Source organism: cyanobacterium endosymbiont of Braarudosphaera bigelowii (assembly GCF_020885515.1).
Taxonomy (GTDB): Bacteria; Cyanobacteriota; Cyanobacteriia; order Cyanobacteriales; family Microcystaceae; genus Atelocyanobacterium; species Atelocyanobacterium thalassa_A.
The window spans coordinates 835,447-861,023 of the sequence record NZ_AP024987.1 but is presented as its reverse complement, the minus strand read 5'-3'; the positions used below and the strand labels follow the sequence as shown (position 1 = coordinate 861,023).

Here is a 25,577-nt window from a genome sequence, read left to right as displayed (position 1 = left end):
GACCTTAACTTTAGGAACTACTATAATCTAGTTTTTCCTAAGAACCAATATTTCTTTTGGTTGCCTCAATAAATTGAGCGACACGAATTGGATCAATAGGATCACCAATCTTTCCGTGACGTTTTAAAGATCTTGCTACGATAACTCCATTCGCTACGCTCATTAACTTGCCAATATTGTTCGAATTAGCTCCGCTACCTACGAAAATTGGTACTCCTTCGGCAACTGTAGCAGCTAGTTTCAAATCATCAATACTAGGAGGACTATCTTCAGACCAACCTGATAAAATAATACCGTCTGCAAGTCCTTTTTCTACAGTATCTTTTACCGAATCTGTTAAGTTGATAGTGTCTAGTGGACGAGCATGTTTAACTAAAACATCTGCCAAAATAATTACATTTGCTCCTAATTCTTTTCTATACCTTAATAATTGATGAGCATTACCTTCGATAAAGCCTTGATCTGTAGTCATAATACCTGTCAAAGCATTAACACGGATAAACTGAGCATCCATTGTTGAAGCAATAGCCATAGCCCCAATAGAATCATTACGCAATAAATTGATGCCTACAGGAATGACAACCAAATTTTTAATGCGATCAACAATTAGAGTCATAGCACTTATGACTGCTGGGTCAACTTTATTTTTTGTAAAAGGAGTATCAAAAAAATTCTCAAGAATAATACCGTGTACTCCTCCCGCTGCGAGAGCAGTAGCTTCTTGTTCGGCTCGTTCAATAACTGTAGTTAAACTACCTCCCCACCGTGCTGATGTGGGTAGAGGCAACAGATGAACAACGCCAATGATTGGGTTTGTTGTGTTAAAAATTTGAGTCAAGTCCACTGAATCTACCTAATAGTCGGCTGCAATTGAGCAATCTAAAATTTAGTTTCAACTCGAGATTGTATCTTATTACGAACCACTAAAAAAATTTAGAATAAGTTTTTGAGATTTAATTATACAAAAAATTATTAATTAATTGCCAATTATCGAAATCAATGCAATTGTTATGAGCAATAAAATTTAGCTCATCAAATAACTATAAGCTTATTGTATTTACAATTAATGTATTATTTATATTTTATTCATAAAGAATAGTTAATTAAATAGTATCTAGATTATTGCTAGCACTTATATCCATTTGAATACTAACTCAGTAAAAAGTGATAAACTGTTTACTATAGATAAAGCCAGACATTATACATTTCTTGTTTAGTGGGCAGAGGGGGACTCGAACCCCCACAACCAAAGTCGCCACATTTTGAGTGTGGTGCGTCTACCAATTTCGCCATCCGCCCATAAAGCTCATTCGATATTATACTGCGTTTTATACTTTTTTAACAAGTTAGAAATTTTATTTTGAATAAATTATCTTAATTTTTAGCTATACAAAACACAATATAATAACGTTACTCCATTTAAACAGGATCAATAAGTAAGAGTAGTTAGTTAGCTAGTGATAACCATTTTTCAATATTTTTAAGATTTTTCCAGTCAGGTTTTCTATTTAAGCCATCCTCTATATTCTCTAAAACTTCTTGATAAGTCTCTTGATCTAAAGACATTACCTGCTTTGCCGCCTCAATATGGGAACGAACACCTTTTTCATCACATTCTAACATCGCTAGAGCAAGATTGATACGACCTTGAGGCGATTTACTATCAATCTTAACACTCTTTTTAGCAGCTTTTAAAGCTTGATATGGCTTGTCAACAAGTAAATATAACCAAGCGAGACAAGTCCAAGCAATCGCATATTTAGGAGAATGATTACAAATTTCTTTAAAGTGAACAATTAAGTCTTCAGCTTTTTCCCCTTGTTTGTATCTTTCCAATCCTTCCTCAAAGTCAGTTTTAGATAAGTCTGTCATATTTTAGTTTCATTGAATTTTGTTAATTAATAGAAAGAAATAGAAAATAATCTATCTCAAATTTATGCCTTACAGTAAAGTATTACCCTTAAACACCAAAAGACTTTCCACATCCACAAGTTTGATTAGCGTTAGGATTTGTAAATTCAAATCCACCACCAATCATAGCATCGCTATAATCAAGAACTAATCCATAGAGGTAGAGAAAACTTTTAGGATCACATACGATTTGAAAACCGTCATAATCAAATATTTTATCTTGTTCCTCTATATTTTTAGGATTCTCAAATTCCATTAGATAGGACATCCCAGAACATCCTCCTTGCCTAACTCCAACACGTAAACATAGGTCTTTGTTTTGTTTTTCTCTTAATTTTAAAACATGTTCAAGAGCTGCCTCTGTCAAGTTTATTCCTTTAGACTGGGTTTGATTTGCTTGTGTCATAATTTATAGTGGCCTTTGAAAGTTAAAGTAATTGTCAAACTCTTTATATTAATAATATTTTATCTCATTTAATATCTTTATAAAAAAATATTGTTATTTAGTCAATTCATAAACTATTTTTTACTTTTACAAAGTACATAGCTTTTTAATTACCGTATTATTACAGAATTAATATCTAATTATTTAAGTATGATTTAAAGCTCAATTTATCATAATCGTTTTTTATCGATTAAACTAAAAGTCAAAAGATTGGATGAATTGGTTTATCTGTGTATTTATTATGAAATAAGGAATTACATACAATGATCACATTATATTCAGATAACTCTTGGTTTGTTAGCATTACACTAAATAGTTTATTACTCGGTATAGCTATAGTTTCACCCAAAAAATTATTAACTTTTCCAGGATATTTAAATGCCTGGTTTTTAGGAGTTTCTGTCTGGTGGTTGTTAGGTTGGCAAGGATATAGCGTAATTGCAACTTATTTTATAGTTGGCTCAGCCGTGACATATATCGGTATATCAAAAAAGGAAAAAGCAGGAATTGCTGAAAAAAGATCGGGAGTTAGAGGGCCAGAAAATGTGTGGGGTTCAGGGCTAACTGCTTTCTTTTGTGCTTTAGGGACCTTGTTCAGCAGTTCTTTTTATACGCAATTGTTTATATTAGGATATGTAGCAAGCATAAGTACTAAGCTGTCAGATACGGTAGCTTCTGAGTTAGGAAAAGTTTATGGAAAAAACACTTTTTTAATCACTACGCTAAAACCGGTACCTCCAGGTACAGAAGGAGCAATTAGTCTAGAAGGAACTCTTGCAGGGTTTCTGGCATCGGTATTCATTGCATCAATTAGTTTTTTTATTAATTTTATTAATTTAACTGAAGTTTTCTATTGTATAGTTGCTGCTTTTATCGCTACAAATATAGAAAGTTTAATTGGAGCAAAATTTCAGAACAAAATAAGTTGGATGACTAATGATATAGTTAACATAATAAATACTTCTGCTGGTGCGTTAGCAGCCTTTTCTTTATCTTTGTTAGGAATTGAATTATTTAAAGTAATAAATTTACTATAACTTAAGAAAAGCTACTGTATACTATTATGAGATAATCTAAAATCAGTTTTAACTACTTTTAAATAATCTAGTTTTAATTATTGTAGCCAGGCTTGCTTTTTTATATCTTATCAGCAAGTAACTTTAATAAGCATCAATCAATATTTAAAAAAAAGAGTAATAAGTTGTTTATATAAAAATGTTAGGTTTTAATATTGTAAATAAGTAAATAGTTCATTGTTTAAATAAGAACTATTTACTCTACTTAACTATGATGTTCCCCTTAATTGTTTAGTTTTAACAGTCAACTCCATTAAACGATCACCACGATATAACTTAAGTTTTAAGTTAGTATTAATTTGAGTCTCTTCAACAATTCTTTGTAAATCTCCTCCATCCTTAACTGGTTGATTGTTAACAGCTACGATTACATCACCACGGCGCAATCGTGCTATTGCAGCTGGACTATCAGGAATTACCTTGATAACTAAAATACCATCAACTTCAGCAATAATAATCGGAGAATTCGGATTTCTATTGTTTTCTCTAGCGAGCTCAGGAGTAATATTAACCATTTGCACGCCAATGTATGGATGAGGAACTTGTTGACCAGACGTTAAAGCTTTTTGTAAAGTTTTTGCTTTATTGATTGGAATAGCAAAACCAATACCCATTGCATCAGCACGAATCGCAGTATTTATGCCAATCACTTCTCCTAATTTATTCAATAAAGGGCCTCCAGAATTTCCAGGATTTATTGCAGCGTCCGTTTGAATAAAATCAAGACGTTTGTCAGGGATACCAGCTTGAGCTGCAGAGCGACCAATAGTACTAATAATACCCAACGTAACCGTATTATCTAAACCTACAGGATTTCCTACAGCAATTGCCCAATCACCAACTTGAAGATTTTTAGAATCTCCTAATTTTGCGACAGGTAGATTGCTTCCTTGAGGATCAATACCTACTACAGCTAAGTCAGTCACCTCATCAGTACCTTTAACTTTTCCATTGAAAGTACGTCCATCTTTAAGAGTTACAGTTACTTTATCGGCATTACTTACTACATGGGCATTCGTTAAGATAATGCCACCTTTATCAATTATGAATCCCGATCCCTGTCCTGTGATTCTACGTTCCTGTGGGATAGGAGGTCTTAACTGATGTTGAAAAAAATCACGAAATAATGGATCATCAAAGAATGGATTGAGTTGTCTCGTAACAAGAGTTTCAGTATCAATACGAACTACTGCTGGACCAGTACGAATAACCGCAGCCGATACAAAGTTATCTGTTGGCTCGGTTTTATTATTGTAGGTAGACACCTTTTCTGATATGTTTGCAGGTTCAGCTTTAGAGACTGAATTGTGAAAACTAAAAAAACAAAAAATTATGGTAAATAAAAGTATTATGCAATAATTTTTTATATTGAGTAAAAGTCGTGTAATTTTCATAGTTCTTAACTAATTCCTTAACAATTTTCCTTTAAAACTATTAATATCAGGATTAATGATCATGGTAACAGTTCGTGATTAGTTTTTTCTTATTTGACCTAAAGTAACTAATCTTAATTTACGGAATATTTCTCTCTTTAAATAGAGTTTTTCTTTATTGACTTAAATAAAACATTGTTCACAATCTATTAACCACCCATTATTTGTTAGAATAAAAATTAGAGAATAAGTTTTAAAGTTAGTAATTAGTTATGGCAGCTCAAATTAAGAAAGGTATGTTGATTCGCGTAATTAAAGAAAGTTTAGAAAATAGCTTGGAAGGGAAGGCCAGCGATAAACGTTTCCCAAGCTATTTATTTGAAACAAAAGGCGAGATATTAGACCTAAACGATGAATATGCTTTAATTCAATTTTCAGCGCCAGCTCCTAGTGTTTGGTTGCGTATAGATCAATTAGAAATCTTATCAGATAAATAGATGGCAGTGAAGTACTATTGATATCAATATCGTGTCATTCTTTGTTACCTTAATCTCAGTAATGATATGGTCATTTATATTCCATATATTTAATAAAATCCCGGCTGATATTTATTTTTTCAGACAGTAAGAATTCTTTTAGTTAAACATTCTTTAAATCTTATGTTTATTAGTAAATAATCTCTTGTCATGAATAAGCCGGGTAAAATATATCGATTTTATTCGCAAACATAAATAAGTTATTTTGGTTAGAGATTCTTAGGATTTTTTTGTTCTTATATCAATATTTATAGCATTATTTCTAAACGAATAACAATAGTATTTCCCCTAAGCTATAAATGTGTATTATAGTGCATTCTACTTTAAGTAAGTTAGGACTAAATGACTAACCATGACTTTTTAGCAGTAGTCCTGATTTTATTAAATAAAAATAATCAAAACAGATTTATTAAAAAATACCAAGGAAGTTTAGTAAAATAATTTTTTTTTGATTCAATAAGAATATATATTCAAATATATTTAAAGAACTAAGCATTAAGATGCTTAAGTCTAATTACAGAAGTTAACTTTTGTATATACTTCTTTATTAATTTTACACTACTAACTACTAATATTGTGACACTTACTTTTAGTAATGCTAACGTTAAAGCTGCTTTAAAAGCCATTGAATCTGAAGTAGCTACAACATCAGAAAAAATCGAAATGCTAATAGAGATGGCAACTAGGCTACAAAGCCAAGCAAGAACAGTTGAACAAATTCAAAACTCTATTTTTCTTTATCGTAAAGGGCTAGAGTTAAATACTCATGATACGTTACTACTTAAGGCAAGATGTCTTTCAGGTATAGGAACAGCTTTACGTTCTATTCCTGATAATGGAGAAAACTTATTACTAGAATCAAGGAGCTCTTATCAAGAGGCCTTACCTATTTTAGAAAAATATGCTTCCCCTCCAGAAATTGCTGAAACACAAATGAATTTAGGAATTGTTTTACAAAGTTTAGTAGCTTTCAATAAAGCTACCATACAGGAAGCTATACAAATATATTATAAAGCAACAAAAATCTTTACTGGTGAAAACTACCCTCAAGAATTTGCTATCCTACAGAATAATATTGCAATCGCTTATTTATCTTTACCTATAGGACCGGATAAAGAAAAAATTAGATATGGAGTTGCAGTACAGTCTTTTCAATCAGCATTAAAATGGATTACGATTACGAACTACCCTAGTGAATATGCTATGTTACAAAATAACTTAGCAAATACACTACAGTATCTGCCTACTTCTCATCCTATAGAAAATAATTTAAAAGCTTTAAAAGCATACGACGAAGCTTTAAAAGTTAGAACGGCTAACGATACACCTTTGGAGTATGCTAATACTATTGCCAATAAAGCTAATGTTTTGTTTAACTTGCCAGACAATATTGAACATTCTAAGGTAAGAAATTTCAATAACTTAAAAAGATGCCAAAAATATTGTCAAGAAGCATATGCAATTTTTACTGATCACAAACAACTAGAGCAGGCACATATTATGAATAATATGTTACAAAACGTCCAAAAAGAGTTGTTGGCCTCTTCTCAATAATTTTATAAATTATTAGAAATAATAAACATAAACTATATCTAGGAGGATTTTCAATATGAACGTGTTTATTGAGCACCTAAATGTTAGCCCTATAGTCAAAACTTTTTTGTTTAACTTAACGAATGGAGATATAACTCTAATTAGTGGATTTTTTTGGTTGTTTGTCGCTGCATTATTTTCAACCATTTCAGGTGCTATTGGTGGTATTATTTTGGCTGGAAAAGACTTGGGATATGAGCTAGCAGGTATTCTTGGAGGTTTGTTAGGTCCAGCTGGGGGTATTCCTGTTGCTATTATTGGTTTAATTATTCTTAAATTTATTTAGGAGCTTAACATATGTTTAATTTAGTTTGGTACTCAGCAAAATTATTCTTCAAAGGTAAATTGTTACGTGATCCTCTTTATGTTTACAGACAATTAGTTTTTGGAATCTTATTAGGATCTTTTATACTAGTTGGACTAGAAGGATTGTTAATATTAATTGGCTCTCAAGAAGTGGGCTTAAACTTTACCATGGCCCTTATCGTTTCTAGTGTCTTTACAGGAATAATAATGCCATTTTTACTTAAAGATATGAAAATGCAATGACTGTATTCTATAGGGAAATTCTATATTTTCCCTATAGAATATAATTCTAATTATTAGAAAATTTACCACCAATAATTTTAGTTGTAAGAATTGTTATGTGCTAAGCTCATGCTTATTTCTTCATTTAAAATTATTAATTAAATATATTTCATCCTTAAGATATTAAGAATTTAACTATTTCTTTTTTTCATTAAAAATTAATTAATTTGTGACCATATCCATAGAATCAAATAAGGCTTCGTTCAGTAATATTTTATATCTTTAATAATTCTAACCTTATGAATAAAAGTTAGAATTATTAAAGAACACTTGAAGATCTAATTTAACGAAACATACTGCTTACAGATGTATCTTCATGAACACGCCAAATAGCTTCTCCTAATAAGTTAGCTACAGATAGTACAGTAAGCTGTTCAAAACAATTTTCCTCAGGAATTGGAATCGTATTTGTAACTATTACTTCCTCTAGAACACCACTTGAAAGTCGAGAAATAGCGGGACCAGAAAATACAGCATGAGTAGCACAGGCATAAACTCTTCTCGCACCCTCTTCTCGAAGTAAATTTGCTCCCTTCGTAATTGTTCCGGCTGTATCAATCATGTCATCAACTAAAACAGCTGTTTTATCTTTAACGTCCCCAATAATATTCATAACTTCAGCTACATTATGAGATTGGCGACGTTTATCGATGATTGCTAATGGAGCGTCATCAAGTTTTTTAGCAAATGCTCTGGCTCTAGCAACACCTCCAACATCTGGAGAAACAATTACAAGATCAGATAAATCCTTTGTAGAAAAATAGTCCAATAATACTGGGGTACTATATATATGATCAAAAGGTATATCAAAGTAACCTTGTATTTGGGCAGAATGTAAATCCATAGATAAAACTCGATGAGCACCTGCTTCTGTTATTAGATTAGCTACCAGTTTTGCTGTGATAGATTCACGTCCCGCTGTTTTTCTATCGGCTCTAGCATAACCATAGTAAGGGATTACAGCGGTAATCTGACGCGCAGATGCTCTTCGACAAGCATCAATCATAATTAGTAACTCCATAAAATGATCATTAACAGGGTTACAACAAGGTTGTATTAAATAAACATCGCATCCTCGAATTGATTCTTGAATTTGGACGTATAATTCACCATCGGCGAATCGCTTACGAACCATAGGTCCAATGTCCATTCCTAGATAACTAGCAATTTCTTGGGCTAGAGCAATGTTAGACGATCCACAAAAAAGTCTTAGACGATTATTGTCTGACGATGACGACATTGTAAGATGTGGCATTAATATTGGTGAAGTATGGCTCACAGGAGAGTTTTGATCCTTAATTCATAGCAAATTTTTATCATCTCAGCTTTTTAAATATCTGATCAGATTTATTACTATCTGAATCATATCGAAATCAATATTAAAAATACAAAATTATATACAAATTTAGGATTTTAATTTTTTTTTTTAATATATTTAATGCAATTGATATTAGCTGAATAAACTATGTTAGTATAATATGGCTGGATACGTAGCTCAGTGGATAGAGCACCAGGTTCCGGTCCTGGGTGTCGGGGGTTCGAATCCCTCCGTATTCGTCTAGTCATGTATAAATTTTACAGTTATTATCAATCTGCAGAAATTAATATTAAAAGTTTATTTATCAAAGTTTTAAACTTATATAGTTTTAAAAGCCCTAGAAAACAATGTTTTTTATTTTTTAAGGTTCTTTCACAGAGTAGCTAAATTACTCCTAAATTCTTATACTTTAACTAATTGCTATAAACAAATTATCTGTAACTTTATTATCTGAATTCAAAAAATAATATTGTAGATTTCCCATACTTTTTAATTGATAGTTATTCTTGTTTAGATGATTTGTACTTACAAAACTGCTTCACAATCTTCTATAAACACCTTTTTTTGAAAAAGATTTATCATCAAAGTATATATTTTAAGTAAAATAAAATAATTTAAATATAATAAAGAAAACTATGAATAAAAAAGATTTTGATTATGATTTAATTATTATCGGTGGAGGAGTGGGGGGACATGCAGCTGCTGTGCATGGAGTTAAGTGTGGTTTAAAGACTGTTTTAATAGAAATGAATGATATAGGTGGTACCTGTGTTAACCGTGGATGTATTCCTTCAAAAGCCTTGTTAGCAACAGCAAAAAAAGTAAGAGAATTACAAAATCTTAATCATCTTCAAAAATTGGGAATTCAGGTTGACGAAGTAAAATTTGATAGGGAAAAAATCGCTGATCATGCAACAAATTTAGTAAATAAAATCCGTCAAGATCTCACAAACAGTCTTAAGCATTTAAAAGTAGAAATCATATATGGTCAAGGAAAAATTATTGATAACCAAACAGTTAACGTTCTAACAAATAATAGTGAACAAAAAATTACAGCAAAAAATATTATATTATCTCCTGGTTCAAGTCCTTTTGTTCCTCCTGGAATAGAAATTGATCATGATACTGTTTTTACAAGTGACGAGGCAGTAAAATTGAAACAGTTACCGGAATGGATTGCTATTATTGGTAGCGGTTATATTGGACTGGAATTTTCTGATATTTATACCGCATTAGGTTGTGAAGTTACTATAGTAGAAGCATTAGACAATTTGATTCCTGGCTTTGATACTGAAATTTCTAAGTTTGCTCAACGAAAATTAATTGACTCTCGCAACATTGAAACCTATTCTGGTGTTTTCGCAAGTAAAATAATTCCAGGTAAACCTGTTGTCATTGAACTAACAGATGTTAAAACTAAACAAATAGTAGATATTTTAGAAGTTGATTCCTGTCTAGTCGCTACAGGTCGTATTCCTACGACTAGCAATCTTGGATTAGATAACGTTGGTATTGAGTTAGAAAAAGGATTTATTCCTATTAACAATAAAATGCAAGTGATAAATAATGGCCAAGTTATTCCTCATATATGGTCAATAGGAGATGTAACTGGCAAGATGATGTTAGCTCATGTAGCATCCGGCCAAGGAGTTATTGCTGTTGAAAATATTTGTGGACGTAGTATGGAAATAGATTACCGAAGTATACCAGCAGCTACCTTTACTGAACCCGAAATTAGTTATGTAGGACTTACGGAATCTGCAGCAAGAGAGTTAGGTAAGTTAGAAAATTTTGAAATTACTTCAGTTAAAGCTTATTTTAAGGGAAATTCTAAAGCGCTTGCAGAAGGAGAAGCTGATGGTTTTGTGAAGGTTATCTTTAGAAAGGATAGTGGAGAACTGCTAGGAGTACATATTATTGGTCCTCATGCTTCTGACCTCATTCAAGAGGCTGCTAACTCCATTGGCCAACATCAAACTGTACAAAACTTAGCATTTAATATACATACTCATCCAACCCTTTCTGAAGTTTTAGATGATGCTTATAAAAAAGCTTTAACAGTAAGTAATAAAAATTAAAAAATTGAAATTTTTATTACAAATACCTAGTTTAGAATCTTTGTAAGTGAAACCAACATGATTTATGAATAGATTTGATATCAAAGTTAATAGTCTTTATTCATAATAACTTTAAGTAATTTATGATAACCAAAATAAATATAAATAGTCAGGTTTTCACTGACCTATTACTTCTATAATACTGAAAAAGCAAATAATCTTTATATTAATCACTTTTTACATTATGAGTAATAGCCACTGTATTGATTATTTATTATGAGAAATGGAGATGATTAACAAAAATTCGTTATTATTAAAATAGGAAATGGAGATCAGTAATGGTTAATTTTGGACTGAATTCAGCTAGTGTACTGGGAATATTTTTAGCTATAGCCGGAGCTGGTTTATATTTTTTGCGTTCTGTACGACCAGAACTATCAAGAGATCATGATATATTTTTCGCTGCAGTTGGTTTACTATGCGGATTGATCTTGCTATTCCAAGGATGGAGATTAGATCCTATTTTACAATTCGGACAATTTTTATTAACAGGGTCAGCTATATTCTTTGCTGCAGAAAGTATTCGTCTAAGGGGAGCAACTACGGAGCAAGCTAAACGTAGTTCTTCATTTATTGACAATGGGCGTAGAGTTAGTAAAACTCGTCTATATACTGAAGCTGAACTTGATAATTTAGATTCCTATGAGGATAAATCTCAAAGTTATCGTAATAACCCTCGTTTAAAAGGTACTAGTGATCTACGTAATAATCGTAGATCAGGTAATGAAGAAAGAGTTCGTCGTTCCAGAAGTAACCGTTCATCCTCCAGAGTAAAGCCTCGTTCTAACAGAAATTTTACTCATGATTATGATGTTCGAAAAAGTGTAAACGATATGTGGGAAAACAGCTCACCTTCATCTTCATCTCAAGTCTATCGGAAAAATAGACCACAATTTAATAAACAAAACAAGAGTAAAAATTTTAGCTCTGAAACAAGTAATTACAACCACATCGATTATGTTGATTACCAACCTCTTGAAAAGTCAGAGTCAGAGTATAAGGAAGAAAATAATAATCTTAAAGACATTGGTAATTTTGATAAATAGAAAGTTTGCAATTTTGTATTTATTAAAATAATTTAACTGATTTTGATTTAATAGCTTTTATACTATGTGATGAATCGCAGCCGTTAATAGTAGAATATCTAATTAAGTTAGGATAACTATATACACATATTTAGGAATTTTGTATAGTATTTTTTATTACATAAGTTTTTCATTATTCATGATTGGATAACTTAAATGTATAAGTTGTAAAAAATTTATACTTAAAACAAAAAGTTAACAGGCATCCTAGAAATTGTTTTATATCTTTTTAAAACATCTTTAGTAGTCAAGAAAATATATTACAAAAGATAATTTTTTTCTAATTAAAATTTTTCTCTTTAAGAGAAAAACTTTAATTAATGTTATTTAAATTCTATCAGCCAAGAAATATAAATGTATTTTATTTATAAAAATACTAATGTATTAACCTGAAAACTATAATTTAACTATTAGTAGCCAGATAATAAAAAATATTCTGAATATACTGAAATAATAGACAATAGAATGTTATGATAATTGACCTACGGAATAATTCTGTAAAAATATATTTGGATAACCAATGACATAAAATGATGTAGACTTGACAATGTAAATTAATTTTACATTTCTTTGATCAACTTAGAATTTTCTTTTTTTTTAGAAATTAAGTGTTGATAAAATGTGAATTTGTAAGAAATTATGCCTAAGAATATAGAGAATTTTTAGGGCAGGCTCTTATTATCTTTACTTAAGATTATTTAATTCTTTATATGATTAATTACATGTTGTATGTTTTTCGTATTGAATGGATAATATTTAAGACTATACAAGATATTAAATATTCTTAATAATCACCTTAATATTCTATGGATTAAGCGTAGGATTTTCATTTATGAATTTATATTTTTTCCTAATAATCTATTTGACAAAAATGTTTTTTTTGTATTTTTTCTGTAGAGTTCTTAGTAAAAACATACCATATGTCACACCACATGTATGTTATAACAAAAATGTATCCTTCTCAAGCTGATACAAAAGTAACAAAATTCAAGTATACAATCTATTAGTTTTTTCTTAGTCATAATTTATTTAGTGTAAATGATGCAATCTACTGTCTCAAATTTCTCCCAACAAAACAATCCAGGAGACACGAATACATCTCACCTTAATCACTATTCAAACTTAGGAGCAAGTAAAATTAAGGTAGAACGACGAGATGGATCTTGGACTGCTCTTGATATTGGAAAAATACGTGCTGTCGTCAGTTGGGCATGTTCTGGTAAAGATGTAAATAGTATTGCCTTAGAGGCGGGACTAACCACTCGCTTACGTGATGGTATTACCACAAAGGATATTCAAAATAATCTAATCAATTGCTCTTTAGAAATGTGTAGTCCTGAAGAGCCTGACTGGCGTTATGTTGCTGGCAGACTACATATTTGGAGCCTTTGGAAAAATATTTTAGTTAGTCGTGGCTATCAATATGATAAATACGAAATTACAGTTCAAACTAAAGTAAAAAATTGCCAGTATGACAAACGCCTGCTTGCTTATTCTTTAGAAGATTTACAAGAAGCAGGCTCTTGGATTAATTCAGACTGGGATATAGATTATGACTATGCTGGGGCAGTGCTCCTTAGTAGTCGTTATTTATTACCAGATGAGCTTCCCCAAGAAGCCTTATTAACCTGTTCTCTGTTACTAGCAATAGTTGAAGCTCCTCAAAATCGATTACCTTGGGCTAAACGTTTTTATGAAGCTATCGCCACACGCAAAATATCCTTAGCTACTCCAATTTTGGCAAACCTAAGAATCCCAGAAGGTTCGTTGACTAGCTGCTTTATTATAGCCATTGATGATGATTTAGAAAGTATTTGTGAAGGTGTCACTAATGCAGCTAGAATTTCTAAAAATGGTGGTGGTGTTGGAGCTAATGTTAGTCGTATTAGAGCTACAGGAAGCTGGGTAATGGGCAAAGCTAATGCTTCCGGAGGTATTATTCCTTGGATTAAATTACTAAATGATACGGCGATAGCTGTTAACCAAGGAGGAAGGAGAGCTGGAGCTATTACGATTGGTGTAGATGTTTGGCATTTAGATATTCCAGAATTTCTAGAAATGCAAACAGAGAATGGTGATCAAAGACGTAAGGCGTATGATGTTTTTCCTCAACTAATCTTAACAGATGAGTTTATGCGGCGAGTTGAGAAAAAACAAGAATGGACATTAGTTGATCCCTATGAAGTACGAATAAAACTTGGTGTCGAATTAGCTGAATTGTGGGGTGAAGAATTCGAAACAATTTATAGGTTAATTGAATCCGAACTAGGAAACAAAATTACCCTTTATAAAAAGATTAATGCTCGTGAATTGTTTAAAACTATAATGCGTTCTCAGTTAGAAACGGGAATGCCTTATTTAGCCTTTAAAGATACCATAAATCGGGCGAATCCTAATAAACATGTTGGGTATATTCCAGGAGTTAACTTATGTACAGAATCTTTTTCAAATGTTGCCCCGAGGAAAGAAAGTCATTGTTGTAATTTAGTAAGTTTAAATTTAGCAAATGTTGAAGATACTGAGCTGAGTTATCTTTCGAATTTAGCAGTTCGAATTTTGGACAATACTATAGACATTACTAATCCTCCATTCAGCTATGCGAAAACTCACAATGATAGATATCGCACTATCGGAGTTGGATGTATGGGATTAGCAGATTGGTTAGCAAAAAGATTTTTGACATATGACAATCTAGATGAAATTAGTCAACTATTTGAGGAAGTTGGCTATTGGTGTACTCATACATCTATGGAATTATCTAAAGAGAGAGGTGCGTATAATGCATTTACAGGGAGTGATTGGAGTAAAGGTAAGTTAATTGGTTCAAAATCTGTTGACTGGTTTATAGAAAATGCTTCCCAAAAAGAACGCTGGGTAGAATTGTCAGAGAATATTAAAACTTATGGTATTCGTAATTCTCATATTACGGCGATAGCTCCTAATACTTCTTCTTCTTTAGTACAAGGCTGTACAGCAAGCATTCTTCCTGTTTATAGCCGTTTTTTCTATGATAAATGGGCAAAGGGGACAGTACCTATCGCTCCCCCTTTTATAAAGGAGTCTTTTTGGTTCTACCATGAAAATAAAGTCCTAGATCAGCAAAAAGTTGTTAAAGCAGTTTCAACAATACAACAGTGGATAGATACTGGTATATCTATGGAGTTGTTGTTCAATTTAAATCAAGGAATTTATCTACCTGAAGAACCTGAACGTTCTCTATCAGCTACAGACATTTTTAAAATGTTTTTAACAGCCTGGAAAGATGGCTGCAAAGCTATTTATTATGTTAGAACGGTCCAAAGGGATGATTTTAAAGATACTGACAATACCTGCACCTCTTGTGCAAATTAATTAATGCTATGAATAAAATACCAAATATTCTTGTTTTTAATTAGTAGGATTATAATTAGGCTTCAAAGTTATTTTTAATTCTGAAAATAACTTTGAAGCCTAATTTTATGATTTATATTTAAGATTTGCCAAACTTATCTAAAACCATGTGCTGAAAGTTTGACAAGATATTAAATACAATATAGATCTCGTATATTTATGAGGATTTAAAAAGTAAAGTCTATGATAATAAGTTTAAAAAATCCATTTATTATCACGCTTTTTAGAAGTTTAATATTTTATATAATATTATTTTCTTGTTCATCTACACATGCTTCTACAGAACTTCGAGTTGCTATTAAAAAAAATGTAAAAACTTTATATATAGGTAGTTCTTCTCCAGCTAATGTTATAAATAATCAAGGAAAACAAATAGGTACTTTAGCTCCATTAAATAGCTTTAAAATAAAACTGTTTAATGAAAATAAAATTAGTCTCAAGCACTGGAAATTAAGTTATTTTCTAATAGAACCTCAAGGAAAAGGTGTAGTTTGGATAAATAATCGCTGGTATCGAGGGAAAATATTACTCATTAGTCAAGGAAAGACAATAATAGTAATTAATTTAGTCGATTTAAATGAATATCTCTATAGTGTTGTCGGTGGTGAATCTTATCCTACATGGCCTAAAGAAGCGTTAAAAGCTCAAGCAATAGTTTCACGTACTTATGCACTTTTTAAAACATCCACTTCAGGTAACATACACTATGACTTAGATACAACCACTAAGACGCAAATTTACAGGGGTATAGAGACAGAGTCTCTAGCCACTCATAATGCAGTTAAAGTGACTTCTAAGGAAGTTTTGACTCATAATGGAAAACTTATTTTATCTGTATTTCATTCATCTTCTGGTGGTCATACAGAGAATGTTGAGAATGTATGGAATTCGTCTTTATCTTATTTACAGGGAGTTCCAGACTATGATCAACTTTCTCCTGTATTTTCATGGAATCAAACTTTTAGTTCAACAGAAATCGGGCAATTAATAAATGGATTAGGCACAATATACTCACTAGTTCCTGGTAAAGTTACTCCAAGCGGTCGTATAGTGACCTTAAATGTCTTGGGTGATCAAGGTTCTCGAAGGGTCTCAGGAATAGAACTACGTAAAATATTAAAGTTAAAAAGTACTGGATTTAGAATATCAATTGATCAAGGTCTTTTTACAATTAGAGGAAGAGGTTTTGGACATGGAATTGGAATGAGTCAGTGGGGAAGTTATTATTTAGCAAAACAGAATATTCCTTATTATCGAATTTTAAGTCACTACTATCAAAATTCTGATTTAACTCTTCTAAAAGAAAAAATATAGTAAGTCATGTAACTATTTTTTTTATAAAAAATTAATAATATAAAATTTGGTTAAAAAGCAATAATTTACAGATATATGATTTTCTTATGTTTGGAATATTCTAAACATAAGAAAATCATATATTTCAAGACACTAATAAGTAATATTTTTCAATTAGGAAACATATTAATATTAGGTAAATTTTGCTAATTAAGAGGAAGCTTGACGTTCTTTTGTTTCTTTAATAACTTCTTCCGCCACATTACTTGGAGCTGGAGCATAGTGAGAAAATTCCATAGAAAACTGACCACGTCCAGATGTCATTGTACGTAAATCACCTATATAACCAAACATTTCACTTAAAGGAACATCTGCTTTAATTCGTGCTCCCATAGGTGTAGAATTTTGAGATTTGATCATACCACGACGACGATTAATATCACCTATTACATCTCCCATGTAATCTTCAGGAGTAAAAACATCTACATTCATAATAGGTTCTAATAATTGAGGTCCAGCTTTAGGAACTGTTTGACGGTAAGCAGCTCTAGCTGCAATTTCAAAGGCTATCGCTGAAGAATCAACCGGATGAAATGATCCATCCGAAAGAGTTACTGTTAAATCTACACAAGGATAACCAGCAAGAACACCTTTTTGTACACTGGCTTCAAAGCCTTTTTGTACTGCAGGCCAAAACTCTCTTGGAACATTACCTCCTGTAACTTTTGAAGTAAACTGAAAACCGCTACCAGGTTCTCCCGGTTCGATACTGTAATCAATTTTAGCAAATTGTCCGGAACCACCAGACTGTTTCTTATGAATATAAGTATCTTTGATAACTTTAGTAATGGATTCACGATAAGCTACTTGTGGTTTACCAACTTCTACTTCAATTCCATGAGTACGGTTAAGAATATCAACTTTTATATCCAAGTGTAATTCTCCCATTCCTTTGATTATGGTTTCACCACTTTCTTTATCCGTTTCCATATAGAACGATGGATCTTCTTGAACCATTTTACTTATAGCTAAAGCCATCTTCTCGTTTTCACCTTTTTTCTTAGGTGATACGGCAACAGATATTACAGGATCCGGGAAAATCATAGGCTCTAGTGTTGCAGGAAACTTGGGATCACATAAAGTATGACCTGTTTGGACATTTTTCATGCCTACAATAGCTATGATATCTCCTGCCTGTGCAGATTCTACTTCTTCTCGGGAATCAGCATGCATTTCCACTAGACGACTAATTCTTTCTGTTTTTCCTGTCGCAGTATTTAATATTGTGTCACCTTTAGCAATTTTTCCTGAATAAATACGTGTGAAGGTTAGTGATCCAAAACGATCATCCATGATTTTGAAGGCTAATGCTCTTAAAGGCTTATCCGCGTCTACGATAGCATAGCTTCCTGTTTCTTCTCCTTCTAGATTTACTTCTGGTTGAGGTTTTACCTCCATGGGGTTAGGAAGATAGTCAATAACAGCATCTAATACTAACTGAACTCCTTTGTTTTTGAAAGAGGAACCACAATAAGTAGGAAAGAAGGCAAGATCACGAGTACCTTTTCGAATACAAAACTTAATTTCTTCAATAGTTAATTCTTCTCCCTCAAGATACTTTTCCATTAAGCTATCATCTTGTTCTATAGCAGTTTCGATTAGCATTTCTCGATATTCTGCTACCTGCTCTTTCATTTCTTCAGGAACATCTTTTACCGTATATTTCATTGGATCTCCAGAATCATCCCAAGTCCATGATTTTTCAGTAAGTAGATCTACTACGCCACAGAAATCATTTTCTATCCCAATAGGTATTACCATAACAATAGGCTTAGCAGCTAATATTTCATCAACTTGCTTGACAACTCTAAAAAAGTCGGCACCAGTTCTGTCTAGCTTATTAATATAAATAATACGAGCAACTTTAGAGTCATTAGCATAGCGCCAATTTGTTTCAGACTGAGGTTCTACACCTCCTGAACCACAAAAAACGCCAATACCACCATCTAAAACTTTTAAAGAGCGGTAAACCTCGATAGTGAAATCAACGTGACCTGGAGTATCAATAATATTTAGTTGATGATCTCTCCAGAAGCAGCTAGTAGCTGCAGATTGGATAGTAATACCTCTTTCTTGCTCTTGTTCCATAAAGTCAGTAGTTGCAGCACCTTCATGTACTTCACCAATTTTATGAATTTTACCTGTTAATTTTAGAATTCTTTCAGTAGTGGTAGTTTTTCCAGCATCCACATGAGCAAAGATGCCAATGTTACGATAATAAGTTAGGTTTTTCGTCATATTTATTTCTAGCTTTAGATTTGATAATAGGTAATTTCTACCATTAAGTAATACTCAGAGGGAACATAAATGTTGCCTTTATAACTAGTCCATACTAAAACCAGTTTCTCGTGATAATAAATCTTGAGTAGTTTTTGTTCTATAGGTTTTAGTATGGACTAGATGATTTACCCTGTGTTTTTTATGGTGATCGTAGTTAATTGTAGATTACTTTGACCGAATTAGATTAGAGAGAATATAGCATCTTAAGAAAGTAATGTTGATCGTCTTAAGTTATCTTTTCCAATAATGAGAAAAATTCTATGTCATGTCATAACTGAACAACAATACTAACTCCAGACTAAAACGTTTTTTTATAAATTATTTAATATATATCAATTCCCTTATCAGAAATAAAATATTTTTTCATGATTTTAATTATGAAAAAATATTTAAAGTTTTTATCACTAATAATTCTAAAAAGAGTCTTGATGACGTCGTGATCTGGTAATTTGCCAACTAAGAAAAATAACAGGAATTAAACCAACTAAAACAATAGCTAATGCTGGTGCAGCAGCTTCCGAAAGCCGTTCATCTGAGGCATATTGATAAACTCTAATTGCTAAGGTATCAAAATTAAAAGGACGAATGACTAGTGTAGCAGGAAGCTCTTTCATTACATCTACAAAAACTAGCATGATTGCTGTAAGTATCCCGCCAGTCATTAAAGGTGTATGAATCTTAATTAAATTTTTTCTAGGTGTAGATCCTAAACTCCTAGCAGCATCATCTAGACTAGGTTTTATTTTTCCCAAGCTGGAATCAACCGATCCAAAAGCAACGGCTAGGAATCTTACTAGATAAGAATAGATTAAGGCTATTATTGTACCGCTAATTAAGAGACCAACTTTTATCTCAAAAATTTGTCCAATAAAGTTAGTGATCATATTATCTAAACGTCCTAAAGGAATTAGTATTCCTACTGCGATAACTGATCCTGGAATAGCGTATCCAAGGGCCGCAACTTTAATAGATGTATTGGTAAGAAAATTATTTTCTGAACGTTGTCCATAAGCCATAACTAAAGCTAAGGTAGCAGAGAGAATTGAGCTTATAAAAGCAACAGTCAAACTATGACTAGCTAGACCCCAAAAATTATTGGCAAAGGCAGTAGTAAAATTAACAATAACTAACTTAGTTAGGTAGATAGCAGGTATGAGAAATCCCCCTAGAAAAGGCAAAAAGCAAACTAGCCAAGCAATTAAACCTCGCCATGATTTTAACTGATAGCGAGGTAATCTTATACGAGCACTACTATTCTGATAATAACGGATCTTCCGGCGAGACCATAGTTCTAAAATAATTAAACAAAAAATGAATAACATTAGACAAGCAGCTAATTGTCCAGCTGCTTGTCTCTCTCCGAAATCAAACCAAATACTAAATATACCTGTGGTAAAGGTGTTAATTCCAAAATACTGGACAGTCCCAAAATCATTTAATGTTTCCATTAAAGACAAAGCTAATCCCGCTATAATAGCTGGACGAGCTAAAGGAAGAGTAACCTTTAAAAAACTTTGCCATGGACTGCAACCTAAAGAACGACTAGCTTCTAACGTACAAATAGATTGCTCTAAGAAAGCAGTTCTTGCTAGTAGATAGACATAAGGATAAAGTACTAGAATTAGCATGATAACTGCTCCCCACAGTGAGCGGATATTTGGGAACCAGTAATCGTTAAAGTCTTGCCATCCAAACCAATTTCTAAGAGCTATTTGTACAGGACCATAGTAATCCAACATATCGGTGTAAGTATAAGCCAAAAGATAGGCTGGAGCAGACAAAGGCATTAATAAAAGCCATTCAAACCAATCACACCCCGTAAAATAACAAAGACTAACAAGCCATGCAGTTGTAACCCCAATAATTAATACTCCAATTCCTACGCCTAGCATTAAACATAAAGAATTTAGAATGTAGTCAGTTAAAACCGTATCAGCTAAATGCTGCCAGATAGCTCCTGCATCAGTAAAAATACTACTGAATACAAATAATATAGGAGTTGAGATTAAAGCAGCAATCATAATGACTACTACTATCCACCCTTTTGAAGAAAGACGTCCGATTAAAGTATTAGGGACATTCGAGGCAGGGGTCGATTCGGTCATAAATTCTTATTTAAATACCTCAATAACTAAGTATAATTAAAAGGTGTACAGTCATTCAAGATTTTTACAAATAAGCCTTTTTAAATATTTAACAATATTTCAATGGTTCCTTTTCATTTTATTTGTCGTTAACTAATTGGCTAAAAATCACTTGGGATACGTACTTAATAAGACTTATAAAAACTATCATAGTTTTAGGTATTAGAAATTTCTGCATTTCTAATGATTATAAACATCATTAATCATAGCTTATCAACTTTTAAAATAGTTCATTAGAGTAAATAGGAAAAGCTAAAAAAGTAGTTAGTATGAGAATTCTTACTTCAAGATATATGTAGCAAAGACTTTGTTCAAGATTAATGCTCTATAAAACAAGTCGAAAGGAAGATCTTAACTAATTATCAATATTTAAAATAGAATATCAATTGTACAAATCAAAAGTTATTTTTATGAAAAAATTGAAAATCTTAAGGATAACTTTTTATTGTTATTAACTTTATGCTTAAGATAATTTTCTTATAAAATATAAGATGAGGAAATAATATTGCAATAATTATTAAATGAGATAAAATAATTTTTTTAAAATTTATGTATCTGATATGATACCTGACCATTGAATCCGTCTAGCATTAGTACGTCTGTAAGAAAAAAAATTAGAAGAAGATTGATATGTACAATAAGGAGCGATAGATATTTTGTTCTTCTGAACACCTAGTTGTTCTAATTGAATCTGATTAACTTGAGCAATACTTATATAAAACTTATTTTTTATATGATCAAAAAAAACAGGAATATTAGGAGTGTTATGCAAAAACTCTAGCATATCATTTATATCATATGCTTTTTTATTGTTAAACAAACTCATTAGTATTTTTGTAGCGACAGTCTCAGAAACCTGATATACACGTCCACTAATTGCTGGACCCATCGCAACATACAAGTTTTCTATAGAACTTCCCCAAGCTTGTAACCGAATGATTGCTTCTGGTACAACGCGTTGTGCAGTTCCTTTCCATCCAGCATGAACTACAGCAACATAACCTGTTTTACGATCTCCTATCAGAATAGGCACACAGTCTGCACTAGCCACCCAAAGAGCTTGTTCTTTCTTATTCGAAATTATCCCATCTCCTAGAAGCAATCTACTATTAAAAGAAAATTTATCAATTTCATCAGATGACAAAATAAGATTACTATGTACCTGTTTTAATTGATAGTTGGTTATATTTAAATGAAAAAATTTTCCTATTTCTTCAGGGAATAAAGGATAAAAAGATCTTGTAAAAAAACCGTGAGTCCATTTGCTCAAAAGACTACATGTCAAGTAAGGCGAACCTTTTAATATTTTCCATTGCCAATTTGCAGTTAATTCATCAGTTACCATATAAAGCTAGAACTAAGATGTGAGAATAAATACTATAAAGTTTCAACACAGATATTTATTTGTGTTGCTGCACTGTTATAATCTATCATTTTTTCAAAATTTTGCTTGAAAAGATTATCAGAAATGCCGCCTATTACACTATTATTTGTTTATCATATGTAAGTAATCGTATGGTTGAATAATATTGTACAATTTTTAATTTATAAATATTTTATGGAAAACTCAAGGTATAAATTAATCATTCTGCTTTCTATTAACACTTTTTTATCTCACAAAAAATATTAGTTATTTTTAGAAATATCAAAGGCCTCAAAAGATAGTTCTGTAGAAAAGTAGTACGATATAAGTATTATTTAGTAAAGCTAATTACCCTAACAGTAGTTGTAAAATCAGAACATCAACAATGCTATTTTATTGAAGAAAAACAGTTTTAATATTTCCCAAGTTTTTTGAAATTCATTATTCAATCGAGTAAGATAGTTCTTAATCTTACTTTATGTATTGATTATTAATGTTTTACCCGATATTATTTTATTTTCAATTTCTTAATAAGATATCTTTTGTAGATGTTCAATTCTGCTCTAATATTTGTTTAGATTATTTAATCAATTAACTTCTTATGTTTAAAACTGGAAAATCAATTAAACAGGCAATAACCTCATTATCGATTATAACTGTAGTTGCAACTCTAGAGGCTTGTGGCGGTAATCCTTCTAATGTTAAAACAATTGAATCCAATCCCCAGATAGATATAGCATCAAAATTTCCAATAGAAGAAAATGTTTCCTTAATTGGAACAGGTGGATCATTCCCTGCACCTCTATATCAAAATTGGTTCGCACAAATTCATCAATCCATACCTAATTTGCAAATTGATTACCAGTCTATGGGCAGTGGAACTGGTGTAAGACAATTCACTATGGGAATAGTGGATTTTGGAGCCAGTGATGTCGCTATGGAAGATGCAGAAATTAGTAGAGTAGATAAAGGTGTTCACATGCTTCCTATAACTGCTGGCAGCATTGTAATTGCTTATAATGTTCCAGGTATTACTGAACTAAAATTATCAAGAGAGGCTTATGTAGATATTTTTAGTGGAAAGATAACTTATTGGGATGATCCTAAAATTTCTGAGTTAAATCCAAATCAACAATTACCTAATTTACCTATAACTGTTGTTCATCGTTCTGATGGTAGTGGTACTACAGGGGTATTTACAAAGCACCTCAGCACTATTAGTCAACAATGGGAAACTGATATTGGCCAAGGTAGAAGTGTTGAATGGCCAATTACTACAGGAAAATTTATTGGAGGAAAAAGAAATGCAGGAGTGACTGCTCTAATTCAGCAAAATAAGGGAGCTATTGGTTACATAGAGTATGGTTATGCTAAGAACAGTCAGCTACCTACTGCTTTGCTAGAAAATGCTGCGGGTAATTATATTGAAGCTAACAGCGAAACTGCTTCTAAAACTCTTGAAGCAGTTGCACTGCCAGATAATCTACGTGCTTTTATCACAGACCCTCAAGGAAAAGATTCTTATCCCATTGTCACTTACACTTGGATTCTAGCTTATAAAAGTTACGATGAACCTAAAAAAGCAATTGCCATGGAGACCATGATCGAGTACGCTTTAACTGAAGGGCAGAATCAAAGTAAAGCTTTGGGCTATATAACTCTACCACTTAGTGTCAGAGAGAAAGTGGCACTAGTAGCTGACACTATTAGTCCTGATTATGATATTAATCTTACTGAGTTTAATCAAACTAAGCAATAATCTGAGAGTCCTAGCTTTGATTTCGTGATTGATGAGTATTTGTTACCATAAAATTCTGGATTTCAGTGAAATTTAAATTATAGATTCTCTTCTAATCTCTTCTTTTTTCATTGTTGTTTTTTAAAGAACAAAAATTACTAGGTTTATTGTGACCCGACTATTTTCTAGACGACAAACAGGATTAGGATCTCGTTCTACTTTCGAGAAAACCATTGATAAGTGGTTTGGGATACTAACTCTAGGACTTGCTATCGGAATTAGCTCGATATTAGTTGCCATCTTTGGTGTTATTATCTGGCGTGCATGGCCAGCTATTTTAGAATATGGGTTGGGCTTCATTTTCAGTATGTCTTGGAATCCAGTTATTGGGCGTGAAAACTATGGTGCACTACCTGTTGTTTATGGTACTGTAGCCAGCTCTTCTATTGGTTTACTCTTTGCTGCTCCTTTAGGTATAGGAACAGCTATTTTTTTAGGAAAAGATTTTATTCCTACTCAAATTAGAGTTCCTTTAGTTTTTCTAGTAGAATTACTTGCAGCTATCCCTAGCGTTGTTTATGGGCTCTGGGGAATTTTCGTTTTAACTCCAATAGTACATCCTCTGGCTGAATGGCTATATGACACTTTGTATTGGGTACCGATTTTCAGTAGACCCCCAATAGGTGGTACGGGGCTTCTTGCATCAGGTATTATTTTAGCCATTATGATCGTACCTATTATTACCGCTATCGCTAGAGAATCTCTAGACTCTCTTCCTGTTGAGCTGAAACAAGCTTCTTTAGGCTTAGGCGCGACTCGTTGGGAAACACTTTTTCGTGTTCTTCTTCCCGCCGCCTTTCCTGGCATTGCCGGAGGTATTATGTTAGCTTTAGGTAGGGCGATGGGAGAAACTATGGCTGTTACCATGATTATTGGTAATGTTAACAAAATTAGTGTATCTGTTTTAGAACCTGCTAATACTATTTCTTCTCTTATTGCTAGTCAATTTGCTGAAGCTTCAGGAATGCAAGTCTCGGCATTAATGTATGCAGGTTTAGTATTATTATTTTTAACATTTATTATAAATATAATTGCTGGTTTTATTGTTGATAAAGCTCGTATTAAATAATCAACTCTCATAAGGGCAAAGACTAAGTAATAAAAAAATTAAAGAATTTTTTAAAATAAATTTATGGTCATTTGTTAGTTAATAGTTTATGAGATAATAATTTATGGGATCTTTTATCTAGAAAGATATTTCAACTTT

At 32.0% G+C, this 25,577-nt stretch carries 19 protein-coding genes and 2 tRNA genes; 12 read left to right on the top strand and 9 right to left on the bottom strand.

Going from position 1 to position 25,577, the window contains the following annotated elements; all coding sequences use genetic code 11:
* Positions 1 to 37: 37 nt before the first annotated feature.
* The 4 genes from btpA to LPC16_RS03620 all read right to left on the bottom strand — a co-directional run bounded on the left by btpA (position 38) and on the right by LPC16_RS03620 (position 2,317).
* Positions 38 to 844, bottom strand: a complete 807-nt coding sequence (btpA, locus tag LPC16_RS03635; protein WP_040054206.1) for a photosystem I biogenesis protein BtpA — start codon at positions 842 to 844, stop codon at positions 38 to 40.
* A 373-nt stretch (positions 845 to 1,217) separates the two neighbouring features.
* A tRNA-Leu gene (locus LPC16_RS03630) sits at positions 1,218 to 1,299 on the bottom strand.
* Between the two features lie 147 nt (positions 1,300 to 1,446).
* Positions 1,447 to 1,872: a hypothetical protein gene (locus tag LPC16_RS03625; protein ID WP_040054205.1), complete on the bottom strand. Its 426-nt coding sequence runs from the start codon at positions 1,870 to 1,872 to the stop codon at positions 1,447 to 1,449.
* 88 nt (positions 1,873 to 1,960) lie between these two features.
* Positions 1,961 to 2,317 carry a HesB/IscA family protein gene (locus tag LPC16_RS03620; protein WP_040054204.1) on the bottom strand — a complete coding sequence of 119 codons (357 nt, stop codon included), beginning with the start codon at positions 2,315 to 2,317 and terminating at the stop codon, positions 1,961 to 1,963.
* Positions 2,318 to 2,619: 302 nt separating this feature from the next.
* Here LPC16_RS03620 and LPC16_RS03615 point away from each other — a divergent pair, with 302 nt between their 5' ends.
* Positions 2,620 to 3,393: a TIGR00297 family protein gene (locus tag LPC16_RS03615; RefSeq protein ID WP_040054203.1), complete on the top strand. Its 774-nt coding sequence runs from the start codon at positions 2,620 to 2,622 to the stop codon at positions 3,391 to 3,393.
* Between the two features lie 248 nt (positions 3,394 to 3,641).
* On the opposite strand, the gene LPC16_RS03610 is transcribed toward LPC16_RS03615, so the two are convergent.
* Complete coding sequence (locus LPC16_RS03610) at positions 3,642 to 4,826, bottom strand: HhoA/HhoB/HtrA family serine endopeptidase (RefSeq protein WP_040054202.1); 1,185 nt, start codon at positions 4,824 to 4,826, stop codon at positions 3,642 to 3,644.
* A gap of 251 nt (positions 4,827 to 5,077) precedes the next feature.
* Between LPC16_RS03610 and LPC16_RS03605 the strand changes: the two genes are divergently transcribed.
* The 4 genes from LPC16_RS03605 (at position 5,078) to LPC16_RS03590 (ending at position 7,483) form a co-directional block, all read left to right on the top strand.
* Positions 5,078 to 5,302: an NAD(P)H-quinone oxidoreductase subunit O gene (locus tag LPC16_RS03605; RefSeq protein WP_040054201.1), complete on the top strand. Its 225-nt coding sequence runs from the start codon at positions 5,078 to 5,080 to the stop codon at positions 5,300 to 5,302.
* Between the two features lie 615 nt (positions 5,303 to 5,917).
* Positions 5,918 to 6,895: a hypothetical protein gene (locus tag LPC16_RS03600; RefSeq protein WP_229636853.1), complete on the top strand. Its 978-nt coding sequence runs from the start codon at positions 5,918 to 5,920 to the stop codon at positions 6,893 to 6,895.
* 55 nt (positions 6,896 to 6,950) lie between these two features.
* On the top strand, positions 6,951 to 7,220 hold the full coding sequence (locus LPC16_RS03595) for an asr0689 family protein (protein WP_040054199.1): 270 nt from the start codon (positions 6,951 to 6,953) through the stop codon (positions 7,218 to 7,220).
* An 11-nt stretch (positions 7,221 to 7,231) separates the two neighbouring features.
* Positions 7,232 to 7,483, top strand: a complete 252-nt coding sequence (locus tag LPC16_RS03590) for a hypothetical protein (protein ID WP_040054198.1) — start codon at positions 7,232 to 7,234, stop codon at positions 7,481 to 7,483.
* 322 nt (positions 7,484 to 7,805) lie between these two features.
* Here the strand turns inward: LPC16_RS03590 and LPC16_RS03585 are convergent, their stop codons facing one another.
* Entirely contained in the window at positions 7,806 to 8,762 is a 957-nt protein-coding gene (locus tag LPC16_RS03585; protein WP_407084196.1) for a ribose-phosphate pyrophosphokinase, read from the bottom strand.
* Positions 8,763 to 9,006: 244 nt separating this feature from the next.
* On the opposite strand from LPC16_RS03585, the gene LPC16_RS03580 reads away from it, so the two are divergent.
* The 5 genes from LPC16_RS03580 (at position 9,007) to LPC16_RS03560 (ending at position 16,746) form a co-directional block, all read left to right on the top strand.
* Positions 9,007 to 9,079, top strand: a tRNA-Arg gene (locus LPC16_RS03580).
* A gap of 396 nt (positions 9,080 to 9,475) precedes the next feature.
* Entirely contained in the window at positions 9,476 to 10,918 is a 1,443-nt protein-coding gene (lpdA, locus tag LPC16_RS03575; protein WP_229636852.1) for a dihydrolipoyl dehydrogenase, read from the top strand.
* Positions 10,919 to 11,235: 317 nt separating this feature from the next.
* The gene (locus LPC16_RS03570; protein ID WP_040054195.1) at positions 11,236 to 12,003 is read left to right on the top strand and encodes a Ycf66 family protein; all 768 of its coding nucleotides are present in this window, start codon (positions 11,236 to 11,238) and stop codon (positions 12,001 to 12,003) included.
* Between the two features lie 1,080 nt (positions 12,004 to 13,083).
* The gene (locus LPC16_RS03565) at positions 13,084 to 15,393 is read left to right on the top strand and encodes a ribonucleoside-diphosphate reductase subunit alpha (RefSeq protein ID WP_437103707.1); all 2,310 of its coding nucleotides are present in this window, start codon (positions 13,084 to 13,086) and stop codon (positions 15,391 to 15,393) included.
* 222 nt (positions 15,394 to 15,615) lie between these two features.
* On the top strand, positions 15,616 to 16,746 hold the full coding sequence (locus LPC16_RS03560) for a SpoIID/LytB domain-containing protein (protein WP_229636850.1): 1,131 nt from the start codon (positions 15,616 to 15,618) through the stop codon (positions 16,744 to 16,746).
* A gap of 189 nt (positions 16,747 to 16,935) precedes the next feature.
* On the opposite strand, the gene fusA is transcribed toward LPC16_RS03560, so the two are convergent.
* From fusA to pgeF, 3 genes are all read right to left on the bottom strand, one after another.
* A complete protein-coding gene (gene fusA, locus LPC16_RS03555; protein ID WP_229636849.1) occupies positions 16,936 to 19,023 on the bottom strand; it encodes an elongation factor G in 2,088 nt (695 codons plus the stop codon).
* Positions 19,024 to 19,478: 455 nt separating this feature from the next.
* Positions 19,479 to 21,170, bottom strand: a complete 1,692-nt coding sequence (locus LPC16_RS03550; RefSeq protein ID WP_229636848.1) for an ABC transporter permease — start codon at positions 21,168 to 21,170, stop codon at positions 19,479 to 19,481.
* A gap of 586 nt (positions 21,171 to 21,756) precedes the next feature.
* Entirely contained in the window at positions 21,757 to 22,554 is a 798-nt protein-coding gene (gene pgeF, locus LPC16_RS03545; protein WP_229636847.1) for a peptidoglycan editing factor PgeF, read from the bottom strand.
* Positions 22,555 to 23,173: 619 nt separating this feature from the next.
* Between pgeF and pstS the strand changes: the two genes are divergently transcribed.
* On the top strand, positions 23,174 to 24,331 hold the full coding sequence (gene pstS / locus LPC16_RS03540) for a phosphate ABC transporter substrate-binding protein PstS (RefSeq protein ID WP_040054189.1): 1,158 nt from the start codon (positions 23,174 to 23,176) through the stop codon (positions 24,329 to 24,331).
* Positions 24,332 to 24,479: 148 nt separating this feature from the next.
* Positions 24,480 to 25,439: a phosphate ABC transporter permease subunit PstC gene (gene pstC, locus LPC16_RS03535; RefSeq protein ID WP_040054188.1), complete on the top strand. Its 960-nt coding sequence runs from the start codon at positions 24,480 to 24,482 to the stop codon at positions 25,437 to 25,439.
* The last annotated feature ends 138 nt before the right edge of the window (positions 25,440 to 25,577 follow it).